Origin of the sequence: Shewanella sp. DC2-4 (genome assembly GCF_013248875.1) — a bacterium.
Lineage (GTDB): Bacteria > Pseudomonadota > Gammaproteobacteria > Enterobacterales > Shewanellaceae > Shewanella > Shewanella oncorhynchi.
Genome location: NZ_JABRVR010000002.1, coordinates 3,337,024 through 3,357,707 on the forward strand (window position 1 = coordinate 3,337,024; position 20,684 = coordinate 3,357,707).

The 20,684-nt window shown below is 44.4% G+C and carries 13 protein-coding genes; 5 read left to right on the plus strand and 8 right to left on the minus strand.

The annotated features are described in order from the left end of the window. Nucleotides 1–59: 59 nt before the first annotated feature. A complete protein-coding gene (pepN, locus tag HQQ92_RS15285; protein WP_105250049.1) occupies nucleotides 60–2,693 on the plus strand; it encodes an aminopeptidase N in 2,634 nt (877 codons plus the stop codon). 497 nt (nucleotides 2,694–3,190) lie between these two features. Beyond that, nucleotides 3,191–5,083, plus strand: coding sequence for a methyl-accepting chemotaxis protein (locus HQQ92_RS15290; protein ID WP_173246509.1), 1,893 nt, complete (start codon nucleotides 3,191–3,193; stop codon nucleotides 5,081–5,083). 134 nt (nucleotides 5,084–5,217) lie between these two features. Here the strand turns inward: HQQ92_RS15290 and HQQ92_RS15295 are convergent, their stop codons facing one another. Further along, nucleotides 5,218–6,645, minus strand: a complete 1,428-nt coding sequence (locus HQQ92_RS15295) for a diguanylate cyclase domain-containing protein (protein ID WP_173246513.1) — start codon at nucleotides 6,643–6,645, stop codon at nucleotides 5,218–5,220. 291 nt (nucleotides 6,646–6,936) lie between these two features. On the opposite strand from HQQ92_RS15295, the gene HQQ92_RS15300 reads away from it, so the two are divergent. After that, nucleotides 6,937–7,890, plus strand: a complete 954-nt coding sequence (locus HQQ92_RS15300; protein WP_173246516.1) for a DUF72 domain-containing protein — start codon at nucleotides 6,937–6,939, stop codon at nucleotides 7,888–7,890. Between the two features lie 337 nt (nucleotides 7,891–8,227). Here HQQ92_RS15300 and HQQ92_RS15305 read toward each other — a convergent pair whose 3' ends face one another. The 3 genes from HQQ92_RS15305 to HQQ92_RS15315 all read right to left on the minus strand — a co-directional run bounded on the left by HQQ92_RS15305 (nucleotide 8,228) and on the right by HQQ92_RS15315 (nucleotide 11,742). Beyond that, the gene (locus HQQ92_RS15305; protein ID WP_173246519.1) at nucleotides 8,228–9,076 is read right to left on the minus strand and encodes an isocitrate lyase/phosphoenolpyruvate mutase family protein; all 849 of its coding nucleotides are present in this window, start codon (nucleotides 9,074–9,076) and stop codon (nucleotides 8,228–8,230) included. A gap of 134 nt (nucleotides 9,077–9,210) precedes the next feature. Further along, nucleotides 9,211–10,680: an inorganic phosphate transporter gene (locus tag HQQ92_RS15310; protein ID WP_105252986.1), complete on the minus strand. Its 1,470-nt coding sequence runs from the start codon at nucleotides 10,678–10,680 to the stop codon at nucleotides 9,211–9,213. A 246-nt stretch (nucleotides 10,681–10,926) separates the two neighbouring features. Further along, on the minus strand, nucleotides 10,927–11,742 hold the full coding sequence (locus HQQ92_RS15315) for a helix-turn-helix domain-containing protein (protein WP_173248684.1): 816 nt from the start codon (nucleotides 11,740–11,742) through the stop codon (nucleotides 10,927–10,929). Between the two features lie 84 nt (nucleotides 11,743–11,826). On the opposite strand from HQQ92_RS15315, the gene HQQ92_RS15320 reads away from it, so the two are divergent. Next, nucleotides 11,827–12,543 carry a type 1 glutamine amidotransferase gene (locus tag HQQ92_RS15320; RefSeq protein WP_173246522.1) on the plus strand — a complete coding sequence of 239 codons (717 nt, stop codon included), beginning with the start codon at nucleotides 11,827–11,829 and terminating at the stop codon, nucleotides 12,541–12,543. Nucleotides 12,544–12,620: 77 nt separating this feature from the next. On the opposite strand, the gene HQQ92_RS15325 is transcribed toward HQQ92_RS15320, so the two are convergent. The 4 genes from HQQ92_RS15325 to HQQ92_RS15340 form a co-directional block, all read right to left on the minus strand. Continuing rightward, on the minus strand, nucleotides 12,621–14,306 hold the full coding sequence (locus HQQ92_RS15325; protein WP_173246525.1) for a glucan biosynthesis protein: 1,686 nt from the start codon (nucleotides 14,304–14,306) through the stop codon (nucleotides 12,621–12,623). A 370-nt stretch (nucleotides 14,307–14,676) separates the two neighbouring features. Beyond that, nucleotides 14,677–15,111, minus strand: coding sequence for a PaaI family thioesterase (locus tag HQQ92_RS15330; protein ID WP_173246528.1), 435 nt, complete (start codon nucleotides 15,109–15,111; stop codon nucleotides 14,677–14,679). 170 nt (nucleotides 15,112–15,281) lie between these two features. Next, nucleotides 15,282–17,447, minus strand: a complete 2,166-nt coding sequence (gene katG, locus HQQ92_RS15335) for a catalase/peroxidase HPI (RefSeq protein ID WP_173246531.1) — start codon at nucleotides 17,445–17,447, stop codon at nucleotides 15,282–15,284. 312 nt (nucleotides 17,448–17,759) lie between these two features. Further along, on the minus strand, nucleotides 17,760–19,232 hold the full coding sequence (locus HQQ92_RS15340) for a carbon starvation protein A (RefSeq protein WP_105250058.1): 1,473 nt from the start codon (nucleotides 19,230–19,232) through the stop codon (nucleotides 17,760–17,762). Between the two features lie 961 nt (nucleotides 19,233–20,193). Here HQQ92_RS15340 and HQQ92_RS15345 point away from each other — a divergent pair. Then, the gene (locus HQQ92_RS15345) at nucleotides 20,194–20,634 is read left to right on the plus strand and encodes a DUF2846 domain-containing protein (protein ID WP_105250059.1); all 441 of its coding nucleotides are present in this window, start codon (nucleotides 20,194–20,196) and stop codon (nucleotides 20,632–20,634) included. The last annotated feature ends 50 nt before the right edge of the window (nucleotides 20,635–20,684 follow it).

Here is a 20,684-nt window from a genome sequence, read left to right on the forward strand (position 1 = left end):
CGATATTGAATGCAAACATCCAAGCAGAAAACAAAACAAATCGTTGAAGGATTTAAGTTGTGAACTTGTTTAAAGCCAGTCTCGTTGCCCTTACCTGCGGCACATTAATGTCGTGTGCAACCCAAAGTACACTCAATACGGGTCCACGTGATGCTAGCGCTTATATTAGCCAATATCAGGCTGCGCTTCGCTCGCAGGTCATCTCCGATATTCACTATGACTTGGATTTTCAGCTCACAGGGGACGCCGAGTTTTCCGCCACCTCCAAAGTGACATTTCAATTAAGTGAAGTGCCAAAACAACTGAGCTTAGATTTAAACAAGGCGCAGATAAAACGCTTTATCATCAACGGTACCGCCGTATACCCCAATTACAATGGCGCTTACATCAGCTTAAATACGCGTTTGCTCACCTCAGGTGAAAATACCATAGAAGTGCAATTTAGCCGTGCCCACAGCACCAATGGTGAAGGTTTACACCGTTTTAAAGATCCAATCGATGGCAAGGTCTACCTCTACTCTCATTTTGAACCCGCTGCAGCTCAGCAGATGTTCGCAGTGTTCGACCAACCGGATCTCAAGGCTAACTATCAAATTACGGTAACAGCGCCCAAAGACTGGCAAGTCATTAGCTCGATGCGTGAAAGCCAAATCACCCCAGCGGGTGCTTACAATCGTTGGACTTTTCCACAAACACCTAAGCTAAGCCCATATAACTTTTCGATGCACGCGGGCCCTTATCACATGTGGCAAGACAACTCAGGCCGCTATCCTATGCGCCTGTTCGCCCGTCAATCCGTTGCTAACCAAGTCACGGAGCAGGATTGGTTTACCTATACAAAACAAGGGTTAACTTTTTTCGATAATTACTTTGGTATTCCTTACCCCTTTAAGAAATACGATCAAATTCTAGTGCCAGACTTCCTTTATGGCGCGATGGAAAACGCGGGCGCAGTGACCTTTTCCGAAGATATCTTCCTTCATAAAGCAGCTATGACAGCAGATCAGAAGCAAAATCTTGCGGGCGTGATCATGCACGAAATGGCGCACCAGTGGTTTGGCGATCTCGTCACCATGAAATGGTGGAATGGCTTGTGGTTAAATGAAAGTTTTGCTTCATTTATGGGCACACTTGCGACTCAAGAAGCCACAGAGTTCACCAATGCTTGGCGTACCTTCTACGCTAAAGGCAAGCAAAAAGCCTATGAGCAAGACAGCTTAGTCACCACGCACCCCATTGAAGTACCAGTAGCAACAACCCAGAACGCCTTCGACAATATCGATGCTATCACTTACCAAAAAGGCGCATCAACGCTGAAACAATTACGCCATTTACTCGGGGACATGGTGTTTCGTCGTGGCGTCAGTAACTATTTAAAACAATACAGTTATCAAAACGCTGAGTTAGACGATTTTATCAATAGCCTAGGGAAAGCCGCTGGCCGCGATTTAAGTGCATGGACTCAAGAATGGCTCTACAGCGCGGGCGTTAACACCATCAAGGCGGAATATCGTTGTGAGGGCAACCGAATCAGCGAATTTAGCCTACGACAGCTCCCTGCAAGCGCAGAGCTACCCACATTACGTGAACAAAAAGTCCAAGTGGCTTTATTTACCCAAGGTCGCTTTGATCTGCGAAATGACATTACAGTGCCAGTGACTTACAAAGGCGAGCGTACTGAAGTTAAACAACTGATTGGTGAGCGCTGCCCTGACCTAGTCTATCCAAACTTTGATGATTGGGGCTTTGTGAAAGTCGAGCTTGATGACAAGTCATTTAATACCGCAAAACAACAACTGAGTAATATTTCCGATCCACTACTGCGATCTATGCTGTGGCAAAGTCTGTGGGACAGCGTCCGCGAAGGTAAATTGAGCTTAGATCAATACCTAAGCACAGTGTTTGTTAACGCGCCTGCTGAGACGGACTACACGATTGTTGGTCAGATCATCGATAGCATGTTGCGCTCGAAGGAATATCTCGCGCAGATCGCCCCTATTCAGCAAAACTACGCTGAAAATGCAATTAAAGGCTTAAGCCAAATGAGTCTGAGAAAAGCAATGGAAAATAAAGGCGATAATGATTTCCAACGGATCTGGTTCAATGCCTATGTCAGTTTAGCAAGCGACAGAGATTCACTGCGTCATTTAGCACAACTCATTGATGGTGAAACAAAAATTAAGGGGTTAACTTTAGATCAAGATTTACGATGGGCAATCATCACCCAGCTTAATCGCTATGATTTTCCTAACGCGCTGCAGCGCTTAACCAAAGAAGCTGCCAAGGATAATTCAGACTCTGGTGAAAAAGCGGCACTTGCGGCACAAGTGATCCGCCCTGAAGCGGCCGCAAAACGTCGTTGGTTAAGTAAAGTACATCTAGACAGCCTACCTTTCTCCAAACAGCGGATTATTATGCAAAATCTTTATCCTGCTGAGCAAAAACTATTAAGCGCGGCTACAGCGGAAGAGCGTCTGGCGAGCTTAATGGATATGGACAAAAAAGGGCCTGTATTTATGCGTAATTATAGCCATTTCCTCATCCCAACCGATTGTAATTACACTAGCATAGCGGCATTGGACAAAGTACTTGATCGCCAAACTGGGCTATCTAACCTTACCCGCCGTAATCTACTGGAAACCCGTCAAATAGAGCAGCGTTGTGTGCTGATCAAAAATAAGATGACCCACTAATATTTAGGTCATTTTAAAATTAACAAGGGGCTCCTAGGAGTCCCTTTTTTATGTTCTATTACAGATGAGTCTTAAACTTGAACCAGCACACAAGATGCTACCTGCGCAAAATTAAGCTCACTAACCTTTGATATAAACAAGCCAGCATTCTGAATAATGAATTAATCACACTCACAACCAGTGACATATTTAATTAAATTGTTAGCTTGAGCTTATGTATTTTAACGGCTTACTGACGATAACTAATGTTATTTATCACCTGTAAAATATTATTCATCTCTTCAGTTTAGTCTGCTAAGTTCCATCAGCTCATCAAATAAACAACCGCTGACGCAATCGTTATTGATATAAAAATCATGTAATTATTAAATTCATAAATTATGGGCGTCACTTCTAAATTTATTACTATAATTCTTCAATGATTTAATGTTTTGCCCCGTACTGCCGCTATACTAAAACAACGTTAGAGAGCTAACGGAATATAAAGGATATAGATTATGCGATCGACACTCAAAACGCGGCTGCTGTTTAGCAGTCTTTCCGCTGTACTGATCACTATTGCTGTACTCGTGAGTATCTCTAGTTATTTCATTAGAAATAATGCGTTAGAAAACACCCAACATGAAATTGACCAACTGGCGAAGACTTTTTCATCCGGCATAGGTCAGTGGATACAAGACAGAAAAATGGCCATTACGAGCCTAAAGCAAACCATTGAAGCCGATCCTAGTACCAACGTTACCCCTCATTTGTTGCAAGCGCATACTGCGGTTGACTTTGCCCTCACCTACTATGGTGACGAGCAAGGCAACATGTATCGTCAAGATCCGTCGCTGAATACCGCAAATTATGATCCCCGCGTTCGCCCTTGGTATATGGATGCTAAAACGGCGGGTAAAATGATCATGACGGCGCCCTACGTCAGCGCCACATTGAAAAAACAAGTCGTAACTATAGCAGAACCTGTGATGAGCTCAGGCCAGCTCATAGGCGTAGCGGCTGCGAACTTAACCATAGATCAGTTAACAGATGCAGTGCAGCGCCTCCAAGTACCAGGCAAAGGTTACACTCTGATGGTCGATAATGCAGGGCTCATTATTAGTCATCCCAATAGCCAGCTAAATACTCAACAACTCACTAAAATCGATAGTAATTTTAGTAATAACTGGTTATCACAGCGCACTAATGCCAATACGATGGAAGAGCGAAACCTCGATGGTGCCACTAAGTTAGTCTATGTTGCGGCAATACCCTCAACAGACTGGGCGCTGATTTTCGTAATGGATAAGCAAGAAATCATGTCACAGGCAACCGATCTCGCTTGGTGGATGTCTGCCGTAGGTGTTGCACTATTGGTGCTGTTTGGTTTGATTTTAATCGCCATCTTTAAAATTCAATTCAAAGATCTCGAACGCGTTGCCCAAGCACTCAATGATATTGCCGAGGGAGATGGCGATCTCACTGTGCGCATTCATACTGCCAACAGTCACGATGAAATTGGTATGTTAGCTTCGGGTTTTAACCGCTTTGTAGAACGTCTACACGGTATGATTTCCCGCATGCACAAAATTGCGGGTCAATTGGAATATCAAGCCAAAGGAAGTAGTGCGTCGGCAACGGATAACAGCCAACGCATTGAAGTACAGCAAGATGAAGTGACTATGGTTGCCACTGCGGTGACCGAAATGGCCAGCGCCACCGAGGAAATTGCCAGTAATGCTGAGCATACAGCGCAGACAGCTCAAAATGCGGTCGGACTTTCAAACCATGGCCATAAACAGGTAATGCAAAGCCAGCAATCTATCCGTAATTTAGCCAGTGAAGTCGAAACTGCAGGGCGAATTATCGGTGAACTGAACGAGCACTCACAAAAGATCAACAGCATTTTGTTGACCATTAGTGGCATCGCAGAGCAAACCAACTTACTTGCACTCAATGCAGCCATTGAGGCGGCACGTGCCGGAGAACAAGGTCGCGGCTTCGCTGTAGTTGCTGACGAGGTGCGTGTACTGTCACAACGTACGCATTCATCGACACAAGAAATTCAAGCGATGATCGAAACCCTACAACAAACCGCAGGCAAAGCCGTTAAGTCTATGACTCAAAGTCATGAAATGGCAGAAACCAGTGTGGCCGATGCTAATTCAGCCAGCGAAAGTCTGTTGCAAATCAGCAAAGCCATTAATGATATTTCAGATATGGCGAGCCAAATTGCCACAGCAGCCGAGGAGCAAACCTCAGTCACCAGCGAAATCAACCGTAATACAGAGTCGATTCGTGAAGTGTCAGAGAATCTCTCGATTGAGGCACAAACGTCTATGGTCCAAGCTCAAGAGCTCGCCCATTTAGCCGCATCATTGCAGCAGGAAGTTAATCGCTTCAAACTGTAATCAAAAGCCTTATTTTATATAAAGATTACATCAACAATTCCATACAATAATGCCCGCAAGTGTCAGTGACATTTGCGGGCATTTCTTTACATATTATTTCTTCAAAGACTTACAATGGCTTACCTAAAGCAAGCTTAAATAATCTTCATCGCTTTATTTTCAGGAATATTGGCCTCAGGCCGAAGCTCAGCATGTAAGTTTCTTAATCCTTGATAACCCATTTCAATTCGATTTCCGCCATTCTTTTTAGCTTTATACATAGCAGTATCGGCACAGGAAATAAGCTGTTTCTCATCTTCACCGTGCTCTGGATACAGAGCAATACCGATACTCGGCAGAATATAGATCTGCTGTTCGGCAAGCTCGAAGGGTTGCTCGAATACTTGCAATATTTTTTGTGCGGCCAGCAGGGTATTATGTGCTGAATCGACTCGTTCAAGTAAGATGACAAACTCATCCCCCCCAAAACGCGCAACGGTATCTGAGCCCCTCACACAACTGACTATTCGCTGCGCTGTCACTTGCAGTAATAAATCGCCCACGCTATGACCAAAAGTATCGTTAACCCACTTAAATTTATCTAAATCTAAATAAAGCAAAGAGAAATAACTTGATTCCCTATGGGCTCGAGATAGCGCCTTTTGAAATCTATCGTAAAAAAGCTCACGATTGGGTAACAAGGTTAACTGATCATAAAGTGCAATATGCTCTAATCGCGCGAGCATTTGTCGGCGCTCAATCGCAAAGGCTATTTGCGTAGAAACAAACTCCAATAACTCACGGTCTTGGTGTGTATATGAAGCCGAAGTGGGCAAGCTATGCATAATCAAAGCGCCGATAACGCCTTTCTGTAGCTTTAGCGGCACACCCAGCCAACTTAAACTACCATTACCCAAATCTTCACGAATCGCTTGGGGATAATCAGTTAAGGTCACGGGACACAGGAGTAAAGACTCAGCACTGCGGATCACTTGGTCAGTGAACACACTGAAACTTGCGATATCGATAAGCGAATCCTCGCCAGTAGCGGCTTTATAAGGAAAACTTAATTCATTTAAATCTTGATCGTACAATGCAATAGCAAAGTTTGCTGCAGGCAATAATTTAGCAATAATTTCATGAATTCGACGATATAGGGCTAGCAAGTCCTCAGCGACATGCACAGCCTCTGAAATCTCATATAAGGCTGCTTGTCTACGTTCGGCATTTTTGCTCTTAGAAATATCTCTAGCGACTGCGACACGCTGTTGATAAGCATCGGACCAACGTGCAGACCAAAGAATATCGACGATAACACCATCTTTACGCACATAACGGTTTTCAAAATCGACTTTAAAGCGACCTGCCATAATTTCATTGGCCGTTGCGAGAGTGCGTTCCCTATCCTCTGGAATGACAAGATCTAGCATCTGCATACCCATCATTTCTTCTGGGGTATAGCCAAAAATACGTTCTGCCCCAGCACTGACAAATTCAAACCTCCCCGCTTTATCGACGACACAAATAGCATCCAAGAGAAGGTCGATAAAATTGCTTAAGGAAGTGTAGCCATCATTATTCACGTAATTCTCCAATAAACGTCCGTCTTTGGCTAAGTCCTAAGTTTGATCATAAGCATAAAAATAATAATAACGCACTATTAGAGTAGGTTAATTTTCAATGTCATTCCAGAGTTGGCTCAGTTAAGTCCGACTTTTGCAGAGTTAAATTCAAACAAAATCAAACACAATACTTAAGGCCATCGGTGGCACTATTTGACTCTGGACGACAGATATCGGCACAATGCCCTAAAATGTTGGTCAACATCAGGGCGCTGCTTTGGTACGCGCAAATCGCATTAAAGGAATTTATTTTTGGACCGATTGTGCTCTCCGTTACATCAACCCAAGCATTTTCGCCTTGGGCTTGCCATGTGGTCGCACTCGAATTGGCAAGAAAGTGTGTATGGTCACGGAACTAAACGAGCGGAGCGACTCGCCCGTTACGCGACAATATTCAATACTGTCGAAGGGAACACCAGCTTCTACGCAACGCCTGCACAGCAAACAGTAATGAATTGGCACAGTGCCACGCCCGATAGCTTTCGTTTTACCTTCAAACTACCGCAAACCATCACTCACCAAAGATTATTGCAACACTGCGGCCAAGAATTGAAAGATTTTTTCCAGATAATGGCACCATTAATCGATAAAACAGGGATCTGGAAAATTCAACTGCCCGCCCATTTCGGCCCAGAAAACTTGCCTGCGTTAGCGCAATTTCTAGATCAAATCCCCCAAGGGTTAACCTATGGCGTCGAAGTCAGGCATGCAGCGTTTTTTGCTAAAGGAGATGCCGAGCGTGCGCTTAATCGATTACTCATCGATAAAAAAGTGAATCGCATCATCATGGACAGTAGGCCCTTGTTTGCACTGCCGCCCTGCAATGTCGCGATTATCGACGCTCACAAGAAAAAACCTCGAGTGCCAGTGCATGCAATTGCCACCGCCAATAATCCAGTGGTGCGCTTTATCGGCCAACCAGACGATGCCGTCGCACAACTCGCACAGCAAGGCGTTGCTGTTTTACCTAAGGATAACGATACCTTTTTTGATAATTGGCTCACCCAACTCCCGCAGTGGCTCGCAGAAGGTCGAGAACCCTATCTGTTTATCCATACTCCCGACAATGAAGCCGCGCCTGAACTAGCCATCCGTCTCTATCAAAAATTGCGCAGCCAAATTGCAGCGCACATTCAACTCGCCGAGCTACGCCTGCTTGATAAGAAACCTGAGGAGACAAGCACGCAGATGGGACTTTCTTGGTAAAACGGGCGCTAAGTAAAACGGACGTAAGAAGAAACCCACGGCAAACTCGCCGTGGGTATATACCCAAACAACCTGAAGATGCAGGATTCAGCGGGAATTTAACGCACTTTAGGCAAGGCGGCTATTTGCAGACCTAGTGGACTAAGTTAAAAATAGCCAACACGGCATAGAGTGCGTTAAAACCCGCCGGGACGGAGCGCTTAGGGCACTCCACTTCCGTGTTGCATCAATTCAGAAGGTGGCCGACATTCTGTCATTGATGCGCCTTGAATTGAAGCACCCTAAGCGCTCTGAAACTCGTATCTTCAGGTAGCTTGGGTATAGATGAAAAACAGCTTTAACTCGGGATAAATAAGTTATTCATTTGCTCAAAACCAAGGGAAATGGCTTTAGGTATTGAATCCTTATCAACGGCAATAACCGCATCATTTGACTCTCGCTGAAACGGTTTTGCCTTAATTGAATTTAACAAAATTGGATTAAGCAAAGTGCTATAGGCCTGTAAAAATGAAGCTGGGCCAGTGAAAAAACGCTGCACACCTGCGGCAAATAACTCGCCGATATCCATCTGCTCATTCAATAGCATAAAATTCAGTGGCATATCCACAGCGGCAGACAAGCGCTTAGCGGTCTCGACCTGATTCGCGCCAGGGATAAAGCCACCATCCGCACCCGCAGCCTGATATTGAGTTAACCTATCGATAGTCATAACAACAGCGGCCTCACCACTGGCTAAACCCAGTAAATACACATCAGTTCGCGCATTAATAAATAATCCTTGGCAACGAGGATGGGCGCGAATAGCTTTAATTTTTGCCACCATCTCAGCAACACCTGCACTGCCATCCTCAATATTAATTCCTGCTACGCCAAGCTCAGCGAGCTTCGCAACAAAAGCAGCAACCTCATAGGGATCTTGGCTATAACCAGATTCAATATCTATCGTCACGGGCACTCGGCTCAGTCGTAGGATATTGTTCACTACGTCCAATAAAGCCGCTTTAGGTAGCGCTTGCCCATCGGGATAACCAAGCGACCAAGCCAATGCCGCGCTACTGGTCGCAATCGCACGGGCGCCCGATGCTTGGATGATGGCCGCACTGGCGGCATCCCAAACGTTAGTTAATATCAGCGGCTCTGATTGTTGATGTAGTGCTTTGAAAAGTATTCTAGATTGCTCAGCCATCTTATGTCCTTGTTGGTGTTGAAGGCTCAACTCTAACAAGATGGCTTAGGTAATTATCGCGGGAAACGGCACTGAACCGAAAAGCCAAGCCCTCAAGGCTTGGCTATGTGAGCATTCAACTTGAGTATTCTTGGCTAACCCCAAAGTGCATTGGCAAGGATAAACACACTCGCGGAGAGCAACATAGTAATAGGTAGTGTCAGCAGCCAAGCGAGCATGATCTGCTTAATGGTTTGGATCTGAAGCCCTGAACGATTAGCCACCATAGTACCCGCTACAGCGGAAGACAAAATATGAGTCGTCGATACCGGCATCCCCGTCATACTGGCAATCCCAATAGAGACGGCAGCGGTGACCTGCGCGGCAATGCCTTGGCTGTAAGTCATACTCGATGAACCAATTTTTTCCCCCACTGTATATACAATCCGCCGCCAACCCACCAACGTGCCGCAACCCAGCGCAGTAGCAATGGCAATAATCACCCAAATGGGCGCATACTCAGTAGTTCTAGTGAGATCTTTTCGCCATTTAGCCAATGAACTCAAATCCTTAGCAGGAAGATCCAATTTAGCCACTTGGCGAGCAGTATCATCGATGCACAACAATAAACGTCGCACCTCGCGTCGCTCTTCTACATCCATATCTTTGTAAGTTGAGACTTTTGCTAAGCGACGGTCAAGCAACGACATCGCCGGTAATACATTGGCAGATGAGCAATGGGCCAGCATATATTCGGGAACGTTGACCAAGGCTTTAAAGTCGATAACATCCGCAATAACGGCTTGGTTACGGTCATAAATCGCCATAATGCGACGATTAGCATCTTGAGTTCTTTCTAAATCATAGGGTTGACTGCCCATGTCCAAGGCAAAATAAGCCGGTGCCATACAAATCAGCACTAGCATCACTAAACCTATCCCCTTCTGTCCATCGTTAGAACCATGGGCGAAACTCACCCCCATAGCGGAGATAATTAAACTCGCCCTTGCCCAAAATGGAGGGTGTTTTTTACCATTAATCTGCATCTGCTCATCTGGGGTACGGTGAATTTTATGTTTCTGCCAAACGTATTTCATGATGAGCAAAAAAATCCCTGCCATCACAAACCCTAAGGTCGGCGAAATAATCAAGGACAGCATGATCTGCGTTGCTTTAGAGACATTAATGCCCTGTAGGATAGGCTGATGATTTATCCAAGCGAACGCGCCACCCACGCCCATTATCGAACCAATCAAGGTATGGGAACTCGATGCCGGAATACCAAAATACCAAGTACCTAAGTTCCAGATAATTGCCGAAAATAGCAGGGAAAACACCATCAGCAAGCCTTGGATTGAGTCCATACCGAGCAAGGAGTCTACGGGTAATAAATGCACTATCGCATAGGCCACCCCTAACCCCCCTAACAGCACACCCGCAAAATTAAATAGTGCAGAGGTAACGACCGCCAGATTTGCCGGCATAGCCTTGGTATAGATCACCGTCGCCACCGCATTTGCCGTGTCGTGGAAGCCATTAATAAATTCGTATGCCAGTACAAAAAGTACGGCAAGGACTAAACCCACCGACCACGCAAAGCCTAACGTTGTGAACATTTCAAACATAAAATACTTACCCATGGCGAGAACGCCCACAGATTACGCCCAAGTTTGGGGTCTTTTACAGTGAAAAATTGTTTAGATTGTCAAAAAGTGAATTAGCCCCCAATAACTCAGTAGCATGCTTGCAATTACAACTGGCTTGATTTTATTCGGCTAAATGAATATCTGTGCTGCGAAAAGGGCAAACATTGATTCAATGTTAAATAATTCAACTAAAAGCAGTGTTAAACGCCATAAACCGTAACAGGGTTATATCCCATGATCGCCTAACCGAAATCGCTGTGGCGTCATCCCAAAACGCTCCTTGAAGGCTTTGATATAGGATGAATCATTTTGATAACCAATTTGGTGGGCCACATTCTGTATTGATAGGTCAGTGGCCAATAACGACAGCGAATAGATCAGCCGTAAATGTTGACGCCATAATACGAATGAAGAACCAAACTCCCTCACAAATAGCCTCGACAATGTTCGTTCCGATGCCCCAACCATCTCACCCCATTTCACTAAAGAGAAATCTAAAGCTGGCGTTTGGGTTAAATGCTCAAAAATCAATTTTAGGCGCCTGTCTTGCGGTATCAGTAACTTGAAAGTCTGTCCTTCCGCACTATTAATTTGATCATATAACACCTCAAGCAAACGCAGTATTGGCGCCTGAACCATTGGATCAACATTCGTTGGGGTATTAAAAGCACATTGTTTTCTGAGCGTTAGCACTAACTCCCTTATAAAAGCACTCATGGCGACGGGCTTAACCATGGCACCATAATCTCGACCATACATAGGATTCAAATAGACACCAATAAAGCAGGTATCTGTAATCGCAACAGACTCATGCATGACACCTGCAGGCACAAAAAGCGCTGTGGTATGGGGGACCAAAAAAAGTGCCTCATTTGCCTCTGTCTGTAACAGGCCTTGAAGCGGAAAAATAAGCTGATGCCAACAGTGCTGGTGTAAAACATCCACATAACCCTTCTGCATCTCAATCGTTTTGACAAAAGAAGGCATATTAGGCGCTTGCTCAATAATGGCGTTAATCGAATCGAGTTGGCGACTTAGCATCATTACTTGTCCATATAACGTTATTCAGCCAAATAAAAAGGATTGTAGCATAGCGTTATCCCATAAAAGACACAGGAAAACTCGATGCGCATTCATTGCATTATCCATGAAAGCTATGAAGGTCCAGGCTATTTTAGCGATTGGGCTGCAAGCAAAAACTACAGTATGAGCTTTAGCAGAATCTATCTAGATGAAGCTTTACCCGACAATAGTGATGGTTTTGATCTATTAATTATCCTCGGTGGCCCTCAGTCTCCCGCGACATGCCAAAACGATTGTCCATATTTTGATAGCCAAGCAGAACAAAGGTTTATCAGACAAGCTATCCAAAAAAATAAAGCCGTTGTGGGGGTTTGTCTTGGGGCACAGTTAATCGGTGAGTCATTAGGTGCCCGTTATCAAAAGAGCCCGCATACCGAGATTGGTTACTTCCCCATTGAACTGACTGCGGCAGGAAAAAGTGATATTAACCTTAAGACATTTTCGACAACTGAAGTGGTCGGCCACTGGCATAACGACATGCCTGGCCTCACTCCCGATTGCGAAGTGCTCGCCACAAGTGCAGCCTGCCCGCGGCAAATTGTACGTTACACAAATTTAGTTTTTGGATTTCAATGCCATCTTGAATTTATTAGTAGCCAATTAGCGCCATTAATTGCTCAAGAAAATGCTTTTTCTAGCATACAGAAAATGCCATATATTCAAAGCCCTGAATTCATACTGGGGCAATCAACGGCTAGGATGAATCAGTTACTGGGGCATTTTTTAGATAATCTAGTCCTAACCTATCAAGCCGTATAAAGTAAAAAGTGGCTCAAGCTAAAACAAAAACGCCAGCTAAGTTAGCTGGCGTTTTAGATTAATGAATCACGAATCGCTTATTGCAGATGACCTGCATTGTGCAATTCACGATCATCCTTTGCAGGCGGATTCCACTGATACATCCAAGTCTCAGACAATGGCTGACCATCGACCTCCAAATAGACTCTCAGGTTAATCGGCTCAGTACCATCTCCCGGGGGCACTACGTCAAACATAGCGCGGTAACCATTAATCGAGGCTAGAGGACGGGCAGATTCAATTTCCACTTTGCCTTCAGATGCTGTGATCACGGCTTTAACTTGGGTGTCTTTACCTATCATAGGTAAAGTTCCGCCCGCGAAATCAACCACAAAACGCTTACTGTAGTATTTGCGTTTCTGGCCAACTACGCCGCCAATCCCGGTGAAGGTATCGACAACCCGAGCACGGGGTGATTGAACCGGTGGAATGCCACCCCAGTACATATTGTAGCTGTACAGCAGCTCTTGACCAGGAACAATCGGCTCAGCAGGATTCCAGAAAGCCACTATGTTATCAAAGGTTTCATCCAGTGTTGGAATTTCAACCAACTGCACAGAACCTTTGCCCCAACTGCTGGTTGGCTCAATCCATAGGCTTGGGCGTTTATCATAAAACACGCCGTCATCCTGATAATGATCGAAGTTACGGTCACGTTGCAGTAAGCCAAAACCTTTTGGATTTTCATCGCTATAGGCGTTGAATCGCAGGTTTTCAGGGTTACCTAGCGGACGCCAAATCCATTCACCATTCCCCGTGTGCATGGCTAAACCATCGGTATCATGGATTTCTGGACGCCAGTCATAACCGGTGCGGCGATCGTTCTCACCCACCATAAACATACTTGTCAGTGGCGCAACGCCTAGACGTTCAATCGCTTTACGTGGATAAACAGCCACATCCACCTTCATTTTTAAACGTTCACCCGGTTCGATATCAAAACGATAAGCCCCCGTGACACTCGGAGAGTCTAACAAGGCATACACAGTGGTGATATTCGATCCTGGTTTAGGTTTTTCTAACCAGAAATTGGTGAACATTGGAAACTCTTCGGGTTTTGGCAGTGCAGTATCAACCGCTAAGCCGCGAGCCGACAAACCGTACTGCATTTCTTGACCCACGGCGCGGAAATAACTAGCGCCAAGGAAGGCAACAATGTCTCGCTGCCAATCGGTATTAAATTGCATGCGGAAACCCGCAAAACCAAGATCCTTAGGCAACTGACTACCTTTGACCTTTGACTTGCCGTAATCGAACATTGAAGGTGAATATTCGATTAACTTAGCCTTACCCTCATTTAGCTCATAAATATGAATAGGGGTATCGAAAAACAGCCCAAGATGGAACAGTTCGGCACGAAACTCCGAATCTTGATCGCGCCATAGTGCGGCTTTCTTCTTGAAGTGGAATTGTTGGTAATCATCCCAACTCATGCCCTGAAGGCTTTTAGGTAATTCGCCTTTATGACTCTCATAGGGTTGTGCAGCCATAGTACGTGCATAACCCTTAAGCCAAGCGTAACTAAACTCTTCACCTTCTGGTGACGCCTGCTTACCTGCCGCACATGCTGAAAGACTCAGCAATACGCTACAGGTTAACAATACGCCGCCAACCATACGCTGCAAACGGCCGCGACGAGAGGAAGATTGGGCTTCAATCGAGGGTAGTGTCACCCTCGATTCTTGATAAACGTTTCTTTGTTCGGGAAATAAATTGGGTTGCATAAGCAGACTCTGAATTGGTGTAACTTCCTGACACTTCCCTGCAAATCTGACTCAATTGCAGCGATGGCCCTGTGGAGAACTGTTGATGACAGAGGTAACAATACAGCGATCAGCAACAATTCGCCAGAATCTAGCATACTTTCTGTCGAATGGAATATGGCATGCTAGCTATTTTCAATCTTGAGGCCTATTTATGAAAATATGATTAAAAAATTCCGTTATTTACTGAATTCACGCCCATAAAAACTTCACTGCCAGCAAGAGGGCCGTCGACTTAATATCTGAAGATAAAGTGCACCTTCGGCATAGGTTAATTATCTGCTCAGCATGTTAACTCGAAGAGATAATATCGCCAGCCCGCAAAATCGGTTTATGGCCTTAAAATCATACAAGTCGCCGTAGCAGTGGCGAGCAGTTTTCCATCCTGCGTTTTTAGCGTACCTTCCGAAATACCTAAAGACTTAGATAAATTGATCACCCTGCCCTCAGCCACTAACACTTGATGTTTAGGTACAGGTCGAATCATTTTAATATTCAAGTCGATAGTGCCGTAACCGACACCCGCTTCAAGCAATGTATGCACGGCGCAACCTGTAACCGAATCCAATACAGTCGCGGCAAAACCACCATGAACGCCGCCCAATGGGTTGAGGTGCTTATCATCGGCAGTCGCATGGAATGTCACCGTTCCTTCGTCGGCTTGAACCAGCGACATTGGCATAGTGAGAGAGATAGAAGGTGCGGGTAATTCACCCCTTGCCATTGCCTGTAAAATGGCTAAACCCGACATTTGCTGAATATTCATATTCCACCTAAATTGATGAGCGTCAAAGCACATGAATAAAAATGACCGCTTAACCACTTTGGATTAGGCGATCATTTAACTGAAAATCCACTTAAACGCTCGGTCTGCATTAACCCCTGCGGCGCCTAAATTGGGTCCATATACCACTAAAAAGACTAATAAATAAAAGCTCAGCGAAGATCGAATCTATCTAAGTTCATCACCTTAGTCCAAGCGTCGATAAAATCATCGACAAATCGTAGCTGTGCATCACTGCTCGCGTACACTTCTGCGAGTGCACGCAGCTGCGAATTAGAGCCAAAGATCAAATCAACACGACTTGCTGTCCACTTTTGCTGGCCGCTGACACGATCAACACCCACAAACATATCCTCCGCTTTAGAAGTGGGTTTCCACGTCGTCCCCATATCGAGCAAGTTAACAAAAAAGTCATTGGTCAAAAACTCAGGACGCGCAGTCAATACACCCGTTTTTGACTGATCAGAGTTCGTATCTAACACCCGCAGACCACCAATAAGCACTGTCATTTCCGGCGCAGTTAAGGTCAGCAATTGTGCCCTATCGACCAATAACTCCTCCGCCGAAACAGAAAACGGAGTGGGATGATAATTTCTAAAGCCATCTGCGACAGGTTCAAGTACCGCAAAAGATTCCACATCAGTTTGTGCTTGCGTGGCATCCATACGACCCGGCGTAAATGGAATCGTCACTTCAACCCCCGCATTTCTAGCCGCTTGATCAATACCGACGCAGCCTGCCAGCACAATCAAGTCAGCAAGGGAGATTTTCTTACCTCCTTGATTGAACTCAGACTGAATACTCTCAAGCACTTTGAGCACCTTAGCGAGCTGCTCAGGCTGATTCACTGGCCAATCTTTTTGCGGCGCGAGTCGAATTCGCGCACCGTTCGCACCACCGCGCATATCGGAGCCCCGGAAGGTCGACGCCGAGGCCCAAGCGGTTGATACAACTTCTGAAATCGTTAATCCAGAACCGATAATCTTCAGTTTAAGATCCGTGACATCCTGCTCATTAACCAGAGGATGATCAACCGCTGGAATTGGGTCTTGCCAAAGAAACGTTTCTGCAGGCACTTCAGGACCCAAATAGCGTGTGCATGGCCCCATATCTCTGTGTGTCAGCTTGTACCAAGCTTTTGCAAATACATCGGCAAACTCATCGGGATTTTCAAAGAATCGACGTGATATTTTCTCGTAATCAGGATCGAAGATCAGTGCAAGGTCGGTAGTCAACATGGTTGGCACATGACGTTTTGAGGCATCATGCGCATCGGGGATCACCCCTTTACCCGCGCCATTTTTAGGTATCCACTGATGGGCACCCGCAGGGCTCTTAGTCAGTTCCCATTCATATCCGAATAGATTTTCAAAAAAATTGTTACTCCATTGGGTTGGTGTTGAAGTCCAAGTCACTTCGAGGCCACTGGAAATAGTATCGCCCCCTTTACCGCTTTTATAGCGACTCTGCCAACCTAGCCCTTGCTGTTCAATACCTGCGGCTTCTGGCTCAGGTCCGACTAATGCTGCGTCACCTGCACCATGGGTTTTACCAAAAGTATGACCACCGGCAATCAAGGCTACGGTTTCTTCATCATTCATCGCCATGCGGGCAAAGGTTTCGCGGATATCTACAGCGGCAGCGAAAGGATCTGGGTCGCCATTGGGTCCCTCAGGGTTAACATAAATCAACCCCATTTGGACTGCGGCGAGGGGATCTTCAAGATCTCGCTCTCCCGAGTAACGCTTATCGTCTAACCATTTATTTTCCGCGCCCCAGTAAATATCAGCTTCGGGTTCCCAAATATCGACTCGCCCACCAGCGAAACCTAAGGTTTTGAATCCCATAGATTCCAGCGCGACATTCCCCGTGAGGATCATCAAATCGGCCCAAGAGATTTTATTGCCATATTTTTGTTTAATCGGCCAAAGGAGCCGGCGTGCTTTATCGAGGTTTACGTTATCTGGCCAGCTGTTTAACGGTGCAAAACGTTGATTACCACTCCCCGCTCCGCCACGTCCATCACCGGTACGATAGGTGCCAGCACTGTGCCATGCCATACGAATAAATAGCGGCCCATAGTGGCCAAAATCTGCTGGCCACCAGTCCTGTGAATCCGTCATTAATGCGAGGAGATCTTGCTTTACAGCAGCTAAATTGAGGGATTTAAAGGCTTCAGCATAATTGAAGTCATCACCCAAAGGATTAGATAAGGAAGAGTGTTGGTGCAGAATATCGAGTCGGAGCTGTTTAGGCCACCAATCTCGATTCGAGGTGCCACCAGCAGAATGGTGCATAGGACATTTGTTCTCAGACATAACGTGCTCTCCTTCTGTTCGCAAAAAATATTCAAGTAAATAAAATCTAAATGACTTTTGCCGCAAGTTTGTACTGCTTAACGCTCTCTACCACAGACTAATCGTTTCAATAGAGAAATAAAAACCAGTCTAACGACCTTACCTTACCTCTAGATGAAACGCGATGAATCCGCTCATTAAAAAATATTCAGCAAAAATTACCCTTTCTAAAATAAGCTATTAAAGGATAGTAGAATGATACCAATCATAAAAAAACAAGGGCTGCAAAATGCAGCCCTTGATTTTTATTGGGTAAAACTATGGGATAACTGACTATTTAACTTCTGCCACAGGTTTGCGTCTATTGTGCGCAATGATCAGGGCAACTAAACAGATAACCCCGACAGCAATACCCACTGGCTGGCTCAAAGGTTGCGGTAAACCTAGGCCAATGCCCGCAGTCATAATATAAGACACAGTAACGCTGGTGCCGCCAATCGCTGGTAAGCTAACAATCCAATGGAAGGTCCCACGATCGAACAAATACTTAGTCGCTAACCACAATACACTGGTTGATAGCAGCATATTTGAGAAGGCAAAGTAACGCCAAATCAAAGAGAAATCGATCTTCGTCATAAAGTACGCAATGGTCAGAATAGGCACTGCAACCAATAAGCGATTACGCATACTTTGCGGAATATGGAAGGCATCGATAATCGTCAAACGCAGCGAACGAAATGCGGTATCGCCAGAGGTGATAGGGAAGATAGCCACGGCCACAATCGCCATAATACCGCCCGCAACACCTAAATACGTAGTTGCCACTTGGTTAACCACTAAACCTGGGCCACCTTGGTCGAGCAAACTCTTAAGCTCAACATAACCGCCAGGGAAAGCTGCAATACCCGCCGTTGCCCATACACAAGCAACGATACCTTCAGCAACCATAGCGCCATAATACACAGGGCGAACATATTTCTCATTCGTCAAGCAACGAGCCATGATAGGCGCTTGAGTTGAATGGAAACCGCTAATCGCACCACAGGTAATAGTCACAAATAACAGTGGCCAAACAGGTAGCCCATCAGGGTTTGGTTCGAGTAACTCATTGTTGTAATGGCTGTGGTCGAAATAGGCAAACACATCACCCATTTCAGGTAACTGCGGCGCATTGATCATTAGAGCAACGGCGATAGAAACTGTCATGACTATCATCAACAAACCAAATGCGGGATATAATTTAGTGATGATTTTATCAATCGGCAGCATAGTCGCTAAAAAGTAATAGACTAAAATCACTAACACCCAGAAGGTATTATTGCCAAAGATGGTGTCTTTAAAATAATCGAGATTACTCAGCAAACCTGCGGGGCTCATGATGAAGACCACGCCCACAAAAAACAGCAGCATAGCCGTAAACAGCAACATCACGCCTTTAAAGTAAATATTAAAGTAGTGGCCCGCAATCTCTGGCAGACTCTTACCGTCTTCTTTTATGCTGAGCACGCCAGAAAAATAATCATGTACTGCGCCGCCAATAATATTCCCCAGTACAATCCACACTAAGGCTATTGGGCCGTAAAGTGCACCGAGGATCGGGCCAAATATCGGCCCCACACCCGCGACATTGAGGAACTGGATCAAAAACGCTTTAGCCGGATGAACCGGAACGTAATCGACGCCATCTTCGAATCTCGCCTGTGGTGTTATCGCTTTAGGATCTATACCCGCTTGCCGCTCAACAAAGGGACTATAGAACTTGTATGCAAGCACTAAGAGTGCGATACAAATAAAGAAAATTAACATTATTTAATTATCCATACTTTAGTAGGAGGTGATTTAATGGAGAGTTTCATTGAGTTAGCGACTGAGGTCAAGCAACACACTATTAGACTAATGTCGGGTTGATTATCTGAAACAGCCGTACGAGTGGGTATAGATGAACAAACGCGTTTAAAAATAATCCCTATGAAGTATTCAATTTATCTGCAACAGTACTTATCATACTAAAACTGAGTTCCTCTCATCGTCCTTATTCCATTCCACTATTTAGTAGTACTAAGCTAGTCAGTCAACACCTACTAAGTTAACCATGGACATACAAGTAACCTTAAGTAGAATACTTAAATCATTGCTGATTTAAAACTTCTTTATAAATTGAGCTAAATATCAGACCACTTAACCCCTACCCAAGTAATAAACCTAATCCATTCTATAACTTCATATTACAATAGAGTCTAATTTAGTTAATCAGCAACATAAACAAAACTACCTTAAGCGCTAGCGACTTATTACTTAATCATTTTACGATTTATAAAAATCGTAAAACTGCAAGAAAAAACCAAAGACCAAAGACCAAAAATAAAATAATCACTCGCTTTTAAAAATAACAGCAAACAAAGCAGACTACTATTTGACATCACAAAATTTAAAATAAATCATTAGTAAACCAATAAAACTTAAGTTATATTTAGCAAAAATAAAAACACCATTAATCTGCCTCTTAATGACTTTATAATAACTTATTTTTGGCCGAGTGCTCTTGCGCAAAAATGATAATAGCTGACTTTACCAACATGACATTCCATACATTCTGCCAATGTTATGGCGTTCATGTTGAATGTTCAAACGAGCCCAAAGGAGATAACACATTTAAAAACTTTAAAAGCTCAATAAACTAAAGCGTTATAAATCAAGATAAATTTATCTAAATAACAAAAGCTTGTATTTTTACAATCAAAATAAGACACTTATTTAAGGACAAATCATGTTAAAAAAACTTCTAACGCCTATGCTGGCCATTTTCCTTCTACTCTCAGGTTGTGCCACAGTACCAATGGCTTCACAAGAGGAAGATGCAAAGCTTAAGACATTCCAGAAGCCAGCTGACAATAAAACAGGGATTTATATATACCGCAATAGTTTTGCGGGTCAGGCTCTAAAGAAAAATATCTATATTAATGGTGAGATGATTGGCGAATCTGCTAATAAAGTCTACTTCTACAAGGAAGTAGAACCAGGTGAGCAAACACTTTCTACCGAATCAGAATTCAGTGAAAATAATTTAAAACTATCGACAGAAGGTGGTAAAAACTACTTTATCGAGCAATATATAAAAATAGGTGTTTTTGTTGGCGGTGCGGGGTTGCAGTCAGTAACTGACGGTGAAGGCATGAAGAATGTTAAAGAATGTAAACTTGCCAAATAGTTTATAGCTAATTTTTGCTTTTATAAAAATTCAGCTGTAACAACATAGCT